Annotated in this window: 14 protein-coding genes and 2 pseudogenes; 9 read left to right on the forward strand and 7 right to left on the reverse strand. The window is 56.8% G+C overall.

Translation table 11 applies throughout. The features are described 5' to 3' along the window. The first annotated feature begins 99 nt into the window (after nucleotides 1-99). From ACP5PX_RS06090 to ACP5PX_RS06100, 3 genes are all read left to right on the forward strand, one after another. Nucleotides 100-933 carry a class I SAM-dependent methyltransferase gene (locus ACP5PX_RS06090; protein WP_428084996.1) on the forward strand — a complete coding sequence of 278 codons (834 nt, stop codon included), beginning with the start codon at nucleotides 100-102 and terminating at the stop codon, nucleotides 931-933. A gap of 95 nt (nucleotides 934-1,028) precedes the next feature. Further along, a complete protein-coding gene (locus ACP5PX_RS06095) occupies nucleotides 1,029-1,505 on the forward strand; it encodes a PUA domain-containing protein (protein WP_428084998.1) in 477 nt (158 codons plus the stop codon). A 1-nt stretch (nucleotide 1,506) separates the two neighbouring features. Beyond that, on the forward strand, nucleotides 1,507-1,854 hold the full coding sequence (locus ACP5PX_RS06100; RefSeq protein WP_428085000.1) for a nascent polypeptide-associated complex protein: 348 nt from the start codon (nucleotides 1,507-1,509) through the stop codon (nucleotides 1,852-1,854). Between the two features lie 26 nt (nucleotides 1,855-1,880). On the opposite strand, the gene ACP5PX_RS06105 is transcribed toward ACP5PX_RS06100, so the two are convergent. The 3 genes from ACP5PX_RS06105 to ACP5PX_RS06115 form a co-directional block, all read right to left on the reverse strand. Then, a complete protein-coding gene (locus tag ACP5PX_RS06105) occupies nucleotides 1,881-2,099 on the reverse strand; it encodes a hypothetical protein (protein WP_428085002.1) in 219 nt (72 codons plus the stop codon). A 3-nt stretch (nucleotides 2,100-2,102) separates the two neighbouring features. Continuing rightward, nucleotides 2,103-2,765 carry a B3/B4 domain-containing protein gene (locus ACP5PX_RS06110; RefSeq protein ID WP_428085004.1) on the reverse strand — a complete coding sequence of 221 codons (663 nt, stop codon included), beginning with the start codon at nucleotides 2,763-2,765 and terminating at the stop codon, nucleotides 2,103-2,105. 207 nt (nucleotides 2,766-2,972) lie between these two features. Beyond that, on the reverse strand, nucleotides 2,973-4,313 hold the full coding sequence (locus tag ACP5PX_RS06115) for an MFS transporter (RefSeq protein WP_428085006.1): 1,341 nt from the start codon (nucleotides 4,311-4,313) through the stop codon (nucleotides 2,973-2,975). A 160-nt stretch (nucleotides 4,314-4,473) separates the two neighbouring features. On the opposite strand from ACP5PX_RS06115, the pseudogene guaA reads away from it, so the two are divergent. Then, nucleotides 4,474-6,025 (forward strand): annotated as a pseudogene (gene guaA, locus ACP5PX_RS06120) (glutamine-hydrolyzing GMP synthase). Here guaA and ACP5PX_RS06125 read toward each other — a convergent pair. The 3 genes from ACP5PX_RS06125 to ACP5PX_RS06135 form a co-directional block, all read right to left on the reverse strand. Then, nucleotides 6,026-6,604 carry a hypothetical protein gene (locus ACP5PX_RS06125; RefSeq protein WP_428085008.1) on the reverse strand — a complete coding sequence of 193 codons (579 nt, stop codon included), beginning with the start codon at nucleotides 6,602-6,604 and terminating at the stop codon, nucleotides 6,026-6,028. Nucleotides 6,605-6,710: 106 nt separating this feature from the next. Continuing rightward, nucleotides 6,711-7,475: a hypothetical protein gene (locus tag ACP5PX_RS06130; protein ID WP_428085010.1), complete on the reverse strand. Its 765-nt coding sequence runs from the start codon at nucleotides 7,473-7,475 to the stop codon at nucleotides 6,711-6,713. A gap of 125 nt (nucleotides 7,476-7,600) precedes the next feature. Then, on the reverse strand, nucleotides 7,601-8,761 hold the full coding sequence (locus tag ACP5PX_RS06135; RefSeq protein WP_428085012.1) for an L-lactate MFS transporter: 1,161 nt from the start codon (nucleotides 8,759-8,761) through the stop codon (nucleotides 7,601-7,603). A gap of 142 nt (nucleotides 8,762-8,903) precedes the next feature. Between ACP5PX_RS06135 and ACP5PX_RS06140 the strand changes: the two genes are divergently transcribed. Beyond that, nucleotides 8,904-9,359, forward strand: coding sequence for a pyrimidine dimer DNA glycosylase/endonuclease V (locus ACP5PX_RS06140; protein WP_428085014.1), 456 nt, complete (start codon nucleotides 8,904-8,906; stop codon nucleotides 9,357-9,359). Between the two features lie 130 nt (nucleotides 9,360-9,489). On the opposite strand, the gene ACP5PX_RS06145 is transcribed toward ACP5PX_RS06140, so the two are convergent. Then, nucleotides 9,490-10,071 carry an acetate uptake transporter gene (locus ACP5PX_RS06145; protein WP_428085022.1) on the reverse strand — a complete coding sequence of 194 codons (582 nt, stop codon included), beginning with the start codon at nucleotides 10,069-10,071 and terminating at the stop codon, nucleotides 9,490-9,492. 155 nt (nucleotides 10,072-10,226) lie between these two features. On the opposite strand from ACP5PX_RS06145, the gene ACP5PX_RS06150 reads away from it, so the two are divergent. From ACP5PX_RS06150 to ACP5PX_RS06165, 4 genes and pseudogenes are all read left to right on the forward strand, one after another. Further along, nucleotides 10,227-10,514: an acylphosphatase gene (locus tag ACP5PX_RS06150; protein WP_428085016.1), complete on the forward strand. Its 288-nt coding sequence runs from the start codon at nucleotides 10,227-10,229 to the stop codon at nucleotides 10,512-10,514. Next, the gene (locus ACP5PX_RS06155) at nucleotides 10,511-10,972 is read left to right on the forward strand and encodes a hypothetical protein (protein ID WP_428085018.1); all 462 of its coding nucleotides are present in this window, start codon (nucleotides 10,511-10,513) and stop codon (nucleotides 10,970-10,972) included. The genes ACP5PX_RS06150 and ACP5PX_RS06155 overlap by 4 nt, the downstream gene beginning before the upstream one ends. A gap of 72 nt (nucleotides 10,973-11,044) precedes the next feature. Then, nucleotides 11,045-13,900: a DEAD/DEAH box helicase gene (locus ACP5PX_RS06160; protein ID WP_428085020.1), complete on the forward strand. Its 2,856-nt coding sequence runs from the start codon at nucleotides 11,045-11,047 to the stop codon at nucleotides 13,898-13,900. Between the two features lie 437 nt (nucleotides 13,901-14,337). Further along, nucleotides 14,338-14,592 (forward strand): annotated as a pseudogene (locus ACP5PX_RS06165) (hypothetical protein); the annotation flags it as partial.

Genomic DNA, 14,592 nt, shown 5'->3' on the forward strand with positions numbered 1-14,592 from the left:
GAACCATCTCCGCCACAGCAGCGTTTATTTTGATGAAATTATGTTGATTAGTCGAGGAGCTACTAGAGTTTATCTCAAGAAATCAGAATTTTAACCGGGATGGAATTGACGACCCTACGTGAACTCCTGCGGGGGACACTCACTGAAAGCGAGCTGAGACTCCTGCCCAAGAGGTTCAAGCGAATCGGACACGTGGCAATCCTCAATCTTCCGAAAGACCTTTTCCACCGGAACCAAGAAATCGCGCAAAGGACAATGGACTTCACCGGCGCCAAAACGGTGGCGATCAACGAAGGAAAAATAGAAGGTAGGTTTCGGGAGCCCCGGTTGAGAGTAATCGCCGGCGACCCCAACACCGAGACCGTCCACGTGGAAAACGGCTGCCAATTCAGGCTGGATGTGGCAAGGGTCATGTTCTCCCCGGGCAATGTCCACGAGAGGGGTAGAGTTGCCCATCTGGTTTCACCGGACGAGGTCGTCGTGGACATGTTTGCCGGCGTGGGGCAGTTCAGCATTCCCATCGCCGTCCACGCCCGGCCCAGCCTAGTTTACTCCATCGAGATTAACCAAGTTGCCTTCAACTATCTTCTGGAAAACATCAGGATCAACAAGGTGGGCCACATCTTAAGGCCGATTCTGGGCGACTGTAGTGAAGTTGCCCCGCGCGGCGTGGCCGATCGGGTAATAATGGGTATCCTCCACGTGACCCACCGCTACCTGCCCCTGGCAATGAAGGTTCTCAAGCCAGAAGGAGGCGTGATTCACTATCACGAGACGGTGCCCTCACGGCTGGGGTTCAAGCGACCGGTGGAGAGAATCATCCGAGCGGCTAGTGGTCGGGAGGTAGAAATAATCAACCAGCGAGTGGTGAAAAGGTATTCCCCAGGCGTGGATCACGTGGTTGTCGACGCAAAGATCGGGAAAAAGAAATAGCGGGTAATATTTTTACCTCGCAAGAGATAGGCTAACGGGGGACTGGTCAAATCCTGCAGGAGACTACTCAGAAGGAACTCGCCAAACTCAGGGCCATGGCTGACTACCTCTTTGACCGGGGGGTTGGGAACCGGCTGTTTCCTGATGGTGTCCGCGTGGTCAAGACCCGCGGTAGGATCCGGCAGGTCTGGCTGGGCGAAGAAATCCTATGCACGATCAGAGCATCGGACGGGTTCATCGTGCTCAACCGGAGGGGGGCAGAACTTATCCACTCCGCCTTGAGCCCCCCGCGCCTGAGGGTCACCGTAGGTCCGGAAGCCGCACCCTTCGTGGCGGCGGGCAAAACCGTCTTCGCAAAGCACGTGGTGGCGGCGGACCCGGAGATCAGGCCCTACGAAGAAGTTCTTGTCGTTGACCCGGATGACAGACTGCTCGCGACCGGGAAGGCCCTGCTCAACGGGGCGGAGATGGTGGCCTTCAAGACTGGTGTGGCGGTCGCGGTGAGAAGAGGCCTCAGAGATGCTAAGGTTTTAGGCAGGGGAGATAACATCTGCAGGGAAAGGGACGAGTGAGATGGTGTTTCCGAAGAAGATAGACCGGCGCCAGATGGAGAGGGCCATGCGTCAGATGGGGATCAAGATGCAGGAGCTGGAGGGGGTTCAGGAAGTGGTAATAAAGTTCTCCGACCGGGAAATCATCATCCCGGGTGCACAAGTGACGCTCACCGAGATGGCCGGGCAGAGGAGCTATCAGGTCGTCGGCAGGGAAATCGAGCGAAAACTGGCGCTGGAAATAACTGAGGAAGACATCAAGCTGGTCATGGAGCAAGCCAACGTGGACCGGGAAACCGCCAGCAGGGCGCTTCAGGAAACCAACGGGGACATCGCGGAAGCAATTTTGAGGCTGAAGGGGAAATCCTAACCGCGCGGGGACCGCTAAAATTTAGTTTATCTGGCAAATATCGCAATTATAATTGAAATGGCCGAAATGATCAGCAGTATTGGCGAGGTAACGAAAACGAAGCCGTTGCTGCGATAGACGTAGATGAGCCACCAGGGGACCTTAGACAGATCGATATAGCTCCCAATGACCGGCAGCAGCACCAGAGCCACTCCGATGAGGATGAACGCTATGCCGAGCAGCGTTATCGCGTTCGTGGCGACCACCGCCTAAAGTACCTCAACGTGCTCAACGTATCCGCCGCAGTATCTCCGCGCATAAAGGGCGAGGGAGTTGACCGCGGCCTCAACGCGCTCGCGAGATATTCCGGGCGCATTCCAGACCACGATGGCTATCTTGGAAGTCTTGTAGGTAACCATGGTGGCCTTGGCGTCCCCAGCGGTGTAGGCGGAAAGCACCCGCTGGTCGTCACGGAGAATCACCTCTCCCGGCCTCGGGCTGACCTTGCGGCCGTCGATGAGCTCAAAGGGCGCCGTGTCGGTGGCCAGCGTCGTCCTCAGCTCCCCCTTGACCTTCTCCAGATCATAGACGCCGGCGGAAACCCAGTGTTCAACGGTGGCGAGCAGGCAGGAGTCGACAACGTTGTTCACCGAGGGAAACCTGTCATCAAGGGCGCGTCTCACCAGATACTCCGGCGCGGGATGGTGGCTGGACGGATCCACGCCCATCGCGCTGAAGAAATCCCGATAGGCCTTGACTTCAGGAATCTCCGCTAGATTGGCGGCGCCCAGCTTGGACTTTAGCTCGCTTAAGACCTGGCTCTTTCTCTCCTCCAATCTTTCCACTGTGGGCTCAACCGTTACCCCGCTGGCCCGAACATAACCGGCGATGAAGCCAGGATATTTCTCCCTGACTGCTGGATCCAGTTTCAAGCTTCAACCTCCCTGTATATTTTGATCGGGTTCTTTTTTAACTTTCTCATCTTCGCCTGCCTTTAAGGATTTTGGCCAACCGGCGTAGAGTCAGAAAATCTTGAGACAACTCAACACAGAGCCATGGTTGACGAATTCCCGGTCAGCCGAAGCTGACCTGTAAGTTAGGGTTGCTGAAATTTTAACGATTAAAATTTTCTCCCCGAACTATTCTCCGGCTATTTCCTCAAGGACCTTCCCCTTCGTTTCAACACCCAGCACTGCGACGGCAACTGCACCCAAAAAGTGCATTAAGGCAAAAACAGTGAAGGCAGCTGCCAGCCCGCCGTAGGCATACAAGAGGGGGGTTGCCGTTGGCGCGATTACGCCTGCCAAGCGGCCGATGCTTGCGGCAGCACCCGAGCCGGTTCCCCGGATTTCCGTGGGATAGAGTTCGGGGGTGTACGCGTAAAGCGCCGACCAAGCGCCCAGATTGAAGAATGAGATGACAACGCTCCACAGGAGTATGGAGGTGGGCTCCACGGCGAGGCTCAGCAGGACGCTTCCGACGCCGGCAAGGGCGAGATATATGAGCGCGATCGGCTTTCTGCCCGCGCGGTCGAGCAACAGGGCCGCGCTGTAATATCCCGGGACCTGCGCCAGTGTGACGATTAACACCCACTGTATCGATTTGACGACGGTGAAGTTCAACGGCGGGCCCGCGTAAAAGGTGGGCAACCATACGAAAATTCCGTGATAGGTGTAGACTAGGACTGCCCAGACTATCCAAAGCAGGGCAGTTCTCCGGCGGAGGGATGATGACCAGAGCTTCCTCAATGCCTTCCGGAGGCTGTACTGCTTGGGGGAAAATGCTGAAACTTTCAGGCCGCTAATATCTGCTGGAGCTATCCTGTATTTTTGGAGCAGGGCCACTGCCTCGCCAATTTTTCCCTTCAGATGGAGATATCTCAGGGACTCGGGCAGATAAAGGGCGACCACAGGGATTAGGAAGAGGGGAATCAAGGCCACTAGGAACGTTGCCCGCCAGCCGAAGGTTGGGAAGAGGAAAAATGGAAAAAGCAGCGAGAGGAGCGCACCGTAGACCCAAGCCGTTTCGACCAAACCCAGAAAACGCCCCCGGTACTTCGCCGGGATGTATTCCGAAATGTAGACGCCCGGCTGGGGTAGCGAACCGCCTAGGCCTACCCCGGCAAGGAAGCGCAGCAGCGCCAAGGTGGCCGGGTCGGGGGCCAGCGAGTTCAGGGCGGTGAAGATGGACATCGTTGCTATCGTGAGGAGCAAGGTCTTCTTCCTGCCGATGCGGTCGGCGAGGATGCCGCAGCACAAGGCACCGACGAACATCCCCAGATAACCCGCGCTCAGCAACAGGCCGGAGACAAGCGGTTGCTGCCCCAACCCGAACTCCTTGATGATGGGTGTTAAAACTGCCGCGATGAGCAGGACGTTCATCGCCGTGAAGCCGTAGATGAGGCTGCCCACTAACAGCAGCCCGTAATGAAAGCGAGTGAGCGGAGCCCTCTCTAGATATTCCGCAATGGTCTCGGTCATCCTCAATCAAACGAGGCCCTGATTGCATTTAAAGCTCTTCCGAGGTCACTTTCAGCTACCCGCTGCCAAGTTGTTTGAGCCGGTGAAAGGTCTAAAAATGATAAAGACTTAAAGAGGCAAAATCTCTAATCATTTTGTTTTTACTTCGGGAGAGGGTCAAATGAAAACAAGGCCGGACGCAATAGTGGTGATTGATTTCGGGGGACAGTATGCCCACCTGATCGGCCGAAGGATCAGGGACTTTAACGTTTACTCGGAAATATTGCCCTGTGACGTGACCGCCGATGAGATTGAAGAACTGAGGAAAAAACTCAACCTCAAGGGAATAATACTCTCGGGCGGCCCATCCAGCGTTTACCGGGAGGGCAGCTTGGAAAAAATCCAGCAGCTCTTTGAACTCGGCCTGCCGGTACTGGGCATCTGCTACGGACACCAGCTCATCGCCCACGTTGCCGGCGGAAAGGTGAAACCCGCCGCGAAAAAGGAGTACGGGATAACCGTCGCCACCATCGACCGACCGCTGGGCGTTCTGCAGGGGTTGAAGAAAAGGGAAAGTGTGTGGATGAGCCACAGCGACACCGTCTACAGGCTTCCGCCGGATTACCTCGTCCTTGCCCATACAGAGAACTGCCCCGTGGCCGCCCTCAAGCACCGGGAAAAACCCATTTTCGGCCTGCAGTGGCATCCGGAGGTGACCCACACCGAAAGCGGCGAAAAGATGCTGCGCAACTTCATCTTTGAGATCTGCGGCTGCCAGCCCAACTGGGTGATGGGCGACTTCGTCAGGGGTGCTATCAGAGAGATAAGACAGGCGGCGGGAGGCAAAAAATGCATCATCGCCCTTAGCGGAGGGATCGACTCCAGCGTGGCCACCGCCCTGGCTGCCAGGGCCCTAGGAAAAAAGCTGACCGCGGTCTTCGTCGACCACGGCTTCATGAGGGAGGGCGAGCCTGAATTCGTCAGGAGAACCTTCGGGAAGATGGGGATCAACTTCATCTCGGTGGCCGCCCGGGAGAGATTTTTACGCAGGTTGAGAGGAGTGACCGACCCCGAGGAAAAGAGGAAGATCGTCGGGGAGGAGTTCATCAAGGTCTTCGAGGAGGTTGCCAGAGAGGTCGGCGCCGAGTATCTCATCCAGGGCACCATCTATCCGGACAGGATCGAGTCGGGTTTTCGGAGGAGGTCTGAGAAGATAAAGACCCACCACAACGTCGGAGGGCTGCCCACCAAGATTGAGTTCAAGGGGATAATTGAGCCGCTCCGGGACCTCTACAAGGACGAGGTGCGCAAGGTCGCCGAGAGGCTGAAGCTGCCCTGGGAGATCATCCGCAGGCAGCCTTTCCCTGGCCCAGGACTGGCGGTGAGGATAACGGGGGGGGATCACTCCAGAAAAAATCAGGATCGTCAAGACCGCGGATAGGATCGTCAGGGAGGAGATTGAAAGGGCCGGGCTGAAGGACGGCCTTTGGCAGTACTTCGCCGTTCTGACCGACACCAAGAGCACCGGAGTCAAGGGCGATGCCCGCGCCTATGGCTACACAGTTGCCGTAAGGGCCGTGCAGAGCCGGGAGGCGATGACGGCCAGCTTTGCCAAAATCCCGTATGAGGTACTGGAGAGAATTTCCACCAGGATAACCAACGAGAATCCCACCGTCACCCGGGTCGTCTACGACATCACCCACAAGCCGCCAGCCACCATCGAATGGGAGTAGCTAAAGGCGCCCGGATCTGAGCCTCCGGTAAATATAGACAGCGATTATCAGCACAGCCATCACGGTCAACAGCCCCGAGGCCGCGATGACTAGGATATCGTTGGTCTCAGCGATGAAGGCGATTGAAACCGCCGCCATGAAAACTCCGATGTAGAGGCTGGCGTTGCTGCTCAAGAACCTAGTGAATTCCAAGCGGATGACCCTAGAGTAACGGTTCAGCAAAATCAGCAGCGTGGCGAGGATGATGAACGTTATCACCAGCGTGTAGGTGATTCCACTCCGGTAATCTCCGAAGGTGAGCAGGAGCCCGACCTCGTCCCCGATCAAACCCCCGCCCGCACCAAAGAGGATGGCGGCCAGACGATCGGCCCTTTCGTCGCGATAGCTGATCCCGATCCAGCCGCCTATCGCCATCATCGCTAGGCCAAACCAGAAGTGGTGGATGTGAAAGCCGCCGCTGATTAGGACGATGTTGGGGTAGAGGGTGGTGAATGACCGCGCGACCAAGAAGGCCAGGACGAAGGAGACTAACGCCAGCACCGAGAGATTGGGCCTGAGCTCCGACTTTTCCGAGGACAACCAACCACCCTGCGAGACAGAAAATAATCTAACGATTACCTTTTAAAAATCGCCAGCGCCTGTGCCGGTGGCGAACCTCGGGGCTTAAGTTTCTGGTCAAAGGGGTTCATCCAATGGCGGCGATCTCGCTGTATCTCTTCAACTGAAACCTTTTCCTGATTTCATCGTCCCGGAGCAAATCGGTTATCTCCCTAACCTTCCGCTCGGCCTCTAGCGCCAGCTCACGGTGCCGGCGCAGAAACTCGAATATCTCGGCGTCTTCAAGGTCCAGACCCTTGAGGCACAGGATCAAGGACTCATCAAGCGGAGTCAGACAGATATCCTCAATAATTACCGTCTTCAGGGCAAATTTCTTTTCAAGCCTGCTGGCGACGTCCGGGGCGTGAAGCCTGCCCATCACCACGTGGAGGTCGCCCAAGGCACTGACGAGGGCACCCAGCCTCTCGGCTATGGCAACGTTTCTCCTTCTGGTCTCACTCACGAGTTCCCGATAGATGCCGGCGATCAGATCCCAATCCTCGTCGCGCAGCAGGGCTAAGGTGAGGTCGTCCCTGCAGAGGACCCAGTCATTATAGAGATCAAGATCCTCGTAGCAATGAGCGCCGAAGTTTTTGTCCCTTTTGTAGAGCTCGGGGAGAACCTGAAGCAAGGGACGGAAACCGGGTTCGAAATGGGGGGATATGACTTCGCCGCCGATGAGAAACGCCACCAATTTATCGTAGGAAATTTTGCCCCTGGCATAATCGTTCAAACGGGCTTCAACTTCCTGGGGAAATTCCAATCCCAGATGCACGCAACCTTCCTTCAGCAGATACTCTGCAACCAGCTGACCAAACTTTCTCTCATGAGGGGCGGGAATTAAACTAATCACTGTCTAAATAATCTTTCTTCCTTTATTTATCATTTTTTAAAGCTGCCTCCAAGAGGGGCGAACTAAACCCTCAGAAATTTTCACCTGGAGTTTTCCGGTAAAAATTGGTTGTTGAAAACCAGTGTTTATTTACTACGTCTCAAAACTAGCGAGATTACTACAGCCACCGCGCAAAGGATGCCTGCGATTTGGAAAGCCCAAAGATAGCTCTTGGTAAGGTCGAAGAGATATCCGCTCAGGTAGGGCCCAAGCACGCCGCCGATGCCGTAGGCGGTGAAGACAAAGCCGTAGTTTATGCCGTAGTATTTGGTGCCGAAAAGATCTGCCGTGGCCGAAGGAAACATGGACAGGTTGCCGCCGAAACAGAACCCCACCACGGCCACGGCGATGAAGAGCGCAACGCCGGTGGCGCCGATAAGGAAGAACATCACCGCAGCCTGAATGATGAACATTATCGTCATTGCCTTGGGCCAGCCAATCCGATCGGAAATGCCGCCCCAGGAAATCCTGCCCAGCCCGTTAAAAATCGCCAGCACGCTAACGGCCAATGAGGCCGTCAGGGCGTCCATTCCGGTTTCCTGCGCAAACTTGGCCACGTGACCGATAACGCCAAGACCGGAAGTCGTGCCGAAGGTGTACATCACCCAGATCATCCAAAACTTCTTCGTCCTAAGCATCTGCTGCCAATTGTATTCTTGGACGGGTGCGGCCTTGGCCTGTCCCGTTGCCTTCCATCCCTCCGGGCACCAACCCGGCGGCGGCACCCTGAGTCCCTGGGCCCCACCCACGGCCACAACAAGAAAGGTTATTCCCAAAAGCTGGAAGGCGGTCTTCCAGCCAATCGTGCTTATCAGATAAGTTGCCAGTGGTGCTAGAAATGCCGAGCTGAGGCCGAAGCCGCAGATAATGATCCCGGTGATCAAGCCTTTCTTGTCCGGGAACCACTTGACGCAGGTCGCGATCGGGGTCACGTAGGCCAATGCAACTCCGGCGCCCGCGATGAATCCATAAGTCAGATAAAGCCAAGGCAGGGATGAGGTGAAGCTGGTCAAGAAGAAGCCGAGCCCCAACAGCAGGCCCCCGGCTGAGGCCACTTTTCTGGGACCAATCTTATCGTTGAGACGGCCGGCGGGAATCATTACGAAAGCAAAGGTAAGGAGCAAGATGGTGAACGCCAGCGATGTCTCCGCGGCCGTCCAGCCAAATTCACCCATGAGCGGCTTGAGGAAGACGCTCCAGGCATAGACCACGCCAAGCGTCAGGTTGATGGCGAAGCCGCAGGGCACTACTATCCAGCGATTGAATCCCAACTTCAGTTCCTCCGTGAGTGCTGATTAGTTAGAGTGAAGACATCCTACTTTTTAAACTTATTGTTGGCGCTTCGGTGTTGATTTTTATCATTGAGGAAACACTTTAATGGTGTTCTTTTTGAGGCTCTGGACCATCAATCCGAAATATCTCGACGCCAAAGGGCTGCTGGCGCTGTGGAGGGAGGCGCTTCTTGCCCAAGAGGTCCTGCGGGGGAGGACCAAAGGCTGGAGAAACCACCCCCAGCTGGACAGGTTCAAGTCCCACCCGGATCCCGTCTCAGCCATCGGGTTTTACCTCTACTTCATTTACCTCGAGGGGAAAAGCCGAGGATACCGTTTCAACGAGGACAAAATTTATCGCCGGCCAAAATGTATCCCGGCGATAACCGTATCAAGGAAATGGTTAGCCGAGGAACTAAAACAGCTGAAGAGAAAACTCAGGGAAAGGGACCGTAGCAGGTATCTGGCTCTTTTGAAAACAAGAAAAATCGAGCTTCATCCATTATTTCAGCTTTCGACACGGCGGCGAAAAAGTAAAGGCTCGACGATCGCTATTTTTGAACCTGAAAAATAATTTATTCCGGCGGCGGAGACCAGCTAGCCCTGACTGCCGTTGGCCAACGCTATGGAGGACGGGCACACACTAACCGCCGCCTACATGAAATGGCAAGTTTTACAAAAAATTGCCGAATAATGGGGCCGATTCACAGAGGCAACAGTTTTCTTTTGTAAACTTCATTGAGGATTTCAGCGGCGGCTACATAAATCGCGCTTGCTCCGCAGAATATTCCCTCAACCCCGGCGATCATTTTCACCACGATGACACCGCTGAGATCGGCGGCGGCTAGCAGGAAGAAGAGGATGACCAAGGTTAGAAAAACCAGTTGAAGGCCTTTTCCCAGCTTCAGCGTGCCAACAAACATGACACTGCTAAAGACCCCCCACACAATCAGGTAGGCGGCCATTGACCTTGGGTCCACAGCGCCCGCCCAGCCCAAAGATGGAAAGACCAGAAGTGCAACTAAGGAAATCCAGAACATGCCATATGAAGTAAAGGCAACCATTCCGAAGGTATTTCCTTTTTTGAACTCCAATGCGCCAACAATCACCTGTGCTACGCCTCCGTAAAATAACCCCATTGCAAATATCACACCCATGCCGCTTGGGGGCATGATTCCAGCGTTAACCAAGTTGAGCAACACCGTCGTCATACCGAATGCCATCAAACCCAACGGGGCTGGATTGGCAGCTCCTTGAACCCTCGGGGTCCCGGCATCATGTGACAGCGCTCACACCTCCCAATATACATATATTTAGTATATAAAAAAGGATTTGAACCATTACCGCCGATTTTGAACGGAGAAGATCGACAAAGCAAGATTTTTATGTCCAAGATTTTATGTAAAGCCTAAATTTTGCAAAAGATAAATATGATGATAGTATGAAGGTCCGGGCTCACGTCTACGTCAGCGGGCTGGTCCAGGGCGTCTGCTTCAGGGCCTACACCCAAGAGCTGGCGCGGGAACTCGGCGTCACCGGCTGGGTCAGAAATCTCTACGATGGCCGGGTCGAAGCGGTTTTTGAGGGCGACCGGGAAAGGATGGAGGAGATGATCGACTTCTGCCGCCGCGGTCCTCCCGGCGCTGACGTGAGCGGTGTCGAGGTCAAGTGGGAGAGCTTCAAAGGCGAGTTCTCCGACTTCAGCATCAAGTACGGGTGGACGGGATGAGCGTTCGTTCCATTTCCGAGATCATGGAGGAGATGTTCCGGAAGTACCGGCAGAGGCCAGAACTTCAGAACCAATGGCGTTTTCTGGCGGGACGTGACGATCGCGGCTACAACGATTTTTTCATCTACGGCCCGGGCTTCGGGATTTGGCAGATAAAGGGCGAACTCAAGAATCCCTACGAGCTCATCGGCGCCGGGGCGAGGATGGCCGCCCGAAAGATAGACGACGAGATAAGAGAGATTCTGGAGCAGGGTTCACCGCTCCCCTTCGGCTTCCTCTCCCCGCACCCTAGGCTGAAGGACCGCGTCATCGTGGCCTCCGGAGTCGGTCGCTATCAGGAATCGATGGACGAACTCCGCGCCGCGCTGCCACAAAAACACCATCGGGTGGAGCGCGGATTGAGGCAAAGTCTCGAGGAGCTGCGCCGGAAACTTGATCTCGACAAGGCCTACCTGTAGCTTGAAGGGTATAGACCGACTTTATTCAGCAAAGAGATAAGCTCCAAAAATTAAATATTCTTGGTGTGTATTTTGGCCGCCAACGCCTTTGACCTTCTGGCCAAGCCCCTCCGCAGGCTACTGGAGGAGATGGGCTTCAGGGAGCCAACTCTGCCCCAGCAGGCGGCGCTACCGAGAATACTGGAGGGCAAAAACGTCCTGCTGATTTCCCCAGCCGGGACGGGTAAAACCGAGGCCGCCTTTCTGCCTGCGCTGCACCTCATCCTCACCGCACCGGCGCGTGAGCCGGGAATAAAGATAATCTACATCACCCCGCTCCGGGCGCTGAACCGAGACCTGCTGGACCGGCTGGGACGATGGTGCCGCGAACTCGACCTGAGGGTCTCGGTGCGGCACGGCGACACTGCCAACAGGGAAAGGCGCCTGCAGGCGCTGATTCCGCCTGACGTGATGATCACCACCCCGGAAACCCTTCAGATTCTGCTGCTGGGCAGAAGGCTCAGAAACTATCTGCGAAGCGTGCGCTTGGTCATCGTTGATGAAGTTCATGAACTGGCCGACAACAAGCGCGGTGCCCAGCTCGCTGTCACGCTGGAGAGGTTGAGGAATCTCAAGGGAGGCGACTTCCAGGTGATCGGTCTTTCCGCGACCATCGGGGCCCCCGAGGAGGTGGCGAAGTTTCTGGTCGGCAGGGACAGAAATTGTGAAATCGTTGACGTCAGCGTGGCCCGCGAGGTGAGGCTGAGCGTCATTTATCCCACCCCTAAGAAGGAGGACGAGGCCCTAGCTGCGGAACTCTACACCTTCCCCGCCGTGGCCGCGCGGCTGCGGGCGATGCGCGGGTTCATCGAGAGGCACGGCTCAACGCTGGTCTTCACCAACACCCGGGCCACCGCCGAGGTGCTCGCCAGCAGGTTCCACCTATGGGACGTCAAGTTCCCCATCGGCGTGCACCACGGATCGCTCTCCGCGTTCACCAGGCTGCGCGGCGAGAGGGGTCTGAAGCAGGGGGGGCTCAAGGGGCTCATCTGCACCTCGTCGATGGAGCTGGGTCTGGACATCGGTGGGGTCGACTTGGTCATCCAGTACAATTCACCGCGGCAGGCGACCCGTCTGCTCCAGCGCGTGGGGCGCAGCGGGCACAGAATCGGTGAGATCTCCAAAGGTGTGATCATCGTTCAGGACCCGGACGACGCCCTCGAATCCATCGTGATCGCCGCCCGCTCCCATGAATATCAGCTGGAGCCCGTTCAGGTTCCGGAGAAACCGCTCGACGTGTTGCTCCACTTCCTGGCCTCGATTCTGGCCTCACAGCGGTCGACTTCGGTCGATGAGGCCTACGAAACAGTGCGCCGCGCCTATCCCTTCCAAGACCTGACCCGAGAAGAACTGCTCAGCGTGCTCAGGTTCGCCCAGAGCCTGGAAAAACGCCTGCTGTGGGTCTCCGATGACGGTCGCGAGTTCTCCCGCCCGAGGTCCACCGAAAGGCTGTTCGATTACTACTACAGCAACCTCTCGATGATTCCAGAGCTGAAACAGTATCTGGTGATCGACGACCAGCACAACCGCCCGGTGGGGATCCTCGACGAGTCGTTCATCGCCGAGTATGGGGAGCCGGGGGTGAAGTTCATCATCGGGGGGGAGCTTTGGAAGATAATCCAAGTCTTCCGGGACAAGGTCTTCGTGAAACCGGACCGAGACCCGGTGGGGGCCATCCCGACCTGGATCGGGGAGGAGATCCCCGTACCCTTCTCGGTGGCGCAGGAGGTAGGTCGAATCCGGGGCCGGGCCGAGGGGTTGCTGAAATCGGGCAGGAAATTCGAAGAGGTGGTTTCGGAGCTTGCTGCCGCCTATCGCGCCGAACTGGAGACGGTGCAGCTTGCGCTCGCCGACGTGCACCAGCAGGTGGACGCCAGCCTGCCCGTGCCCACCGACCTGCGCCTCACCGTGGAAAAGGTGAAGGACATCTGCGTGGTCAACGCCTGCTTCGGCACCCTGGTCAACCGCACCCTCGCCCGCGTGCTCGCCCACCGGGCCTCCGAGGAGACTGGGGAGGCCACCGCCACGACAATCGATCCCTACCGTATCCTGGTGCGCTCGAGGTCGCTGGAGCCCGATCACGTCGTGGCCCTGCTCCGGGAAAGGCTGGCCGAGATGCAGCGGGACGTCAGGAAGGTGATCGAGGAGAGCCGTTTCTTCCGGTGGCGTTTGGCCCAAGTGGCAAGGAGAATGGGGGTGTTGGAGAAGGAGGCCGAGATAACCAGCTCGGCACTGGAAAAGCTCTCGCGGGCGCTGCGGGGCACCCCGGTCTTCGAGGAGACCTTCAAGGAGGTGGAGCGGAAGGACCTCGACCTGAGGAAGACGCTGGAGGTACTGGAGATGATAAAAAATGGGGAAATCGAGGTGGTCTCACTCGGCCGGTTAAAGGAGCCGAGCCCGATCTCCAAGCTCGCCTGGGCGCAACGCTATCTGGCCCTAGAGCCGGTGATGCCGGAGCGGACAAGGCTGCTCGCCCTGGCCGCGGCCAAGGCCCGCCTGCTCAGCGAGGCCCGCACCTTTGCCTGCACCGACTGCAGGAAGTACGTCCGGGAGTTCCAGATCCACGAGCTGGAGGAAAAACCCCGGTGCCCCAACTGCGGCTCGAGCCGGCTGGGGATGGTCGAAGAAGCTGAGGAGGAGGTGCGGCGGGCGATAGAACTGGTGGAACGCGGCCGGGAGGTTGCCCTCTGGAAGGAGATGCTGGAGAGCGCCAAGCTGATCGCCCAGTTCGGGAAACTGGCCGCGCTGGGGCTGGCCGGACGGGGGCTGACCCCTGCGGCAGTGAGGGAAATCCTAGCTAAGGAGCCAAGGTTCTCCAACCGGTTCCTAGAGCTGGTGCTGAAGAAGGAGCGGGAACTGCTCTTCCGGAAATTCAAGTGGAGCGGCTGAGGCCCAACCGCTGCCCGGTCGAAGATTAAGCGGATGTGTCGGAGCTGCAGCTACATAGCTATGTCACCGGCGCCGCTTCAACTGCTCGATGGAGAGGGCACCGGGAACTCATCCGTGATGATACTCGTGTATCAACCATAAATTTTCCTCGCCGCGCAAATCAAGAGCAAACAAGCGCGTTTTTTGCGATCTGAAGTGTGCACGGCCGTGAACTGTCCAAGTTTCTAAACAGATTTCCGCATCGTAACTTGAGGTAAAAAACGAAACTAATCAAAGAATGATTTGGAAAAGCCTGAAAGCGCCGATAAACTTAAAAAATCCACATCGCCGGAGTCGAATCCGAATCCAACGCCCACCGTGAATTTTCCCCAACTTTAATTCCGCGCCCGGTGGCGGCGTTTTAAATACACTCCGGCGTCATTAACTGTGGAGTTTTCGTGGTCAAAAAACGCCCCCGATCCGGAATCGCGGCCCTGGTGGGAAAGCACGAGAGGCTGCGGGCCAGCGGAATCAACCTCATCGCCTCGGAAAACTGCCTCTCCGCCGCGGTCCGCGAGGCCTTGGCCAGCGACCTCGCCGGCCGCTACCACTCCGACTTCTACGGCGGGACGAGGTTCGCCCGTGAGATCATCGAGAACACGGAGAGGCTGGCGGAGAGGCTATTCCGGGCCAAACACGCGCTGGTCTCACCG

It is taken from the genome of Hadarchaeum sp. (SeqCode) (genome assembly GCF_049969415.1).
Lineage (GTDB): Archaea > Hadarchaeota > Hadarchaeia > Hadarchaeales > Hadarchaeaceae > Hadarchaeum.

Coding starts and splice junctions, on each gene's coding strand:
- ACP5PX_RS06090 (WP_428084996.1), top strand. CDS start 100: ATGGAATTGACGACCCTACGTGAACTCCTGCGGGGGACACTCACTGAA.
- ACP5PX_RS06095 (WP_428084998.1), top strand. CDS start 1,029: ATGGCTGACTACCTCTTTGACCGGGGGGTTGGGAACCGGCTGTTTCCT.
- ACP5PX_RS06150 (WP_428085016.1), top strand. CDS start 10,227: ATGAAGGTCCGGGCTCACGTCTACGTCAGCGGGCTGGTCCAGGGCGTC.
- ACP5PX_RS06100 (WP_428085000.1), top strand. CDS start 1,507: ATGGTGTTTCCGAAGAAGATAGACCGGCGCCAGATGGAGAGGGCCATG.
- ACP5PX_RS06155 (WP_428085018.1), top strand. CDS start 10,511: ATGAGCGTTCGTTCCATTTCCGAGATCATGGAGGAGATGTTCCGGAAG.
- ACP5PX_RS06115 (WP_428085006.1), bottom strand. CDS start 4,313: ATGACCGAGACCATTGCGGAATATCTAGAGAGGGCTCCGCTCACTCGC.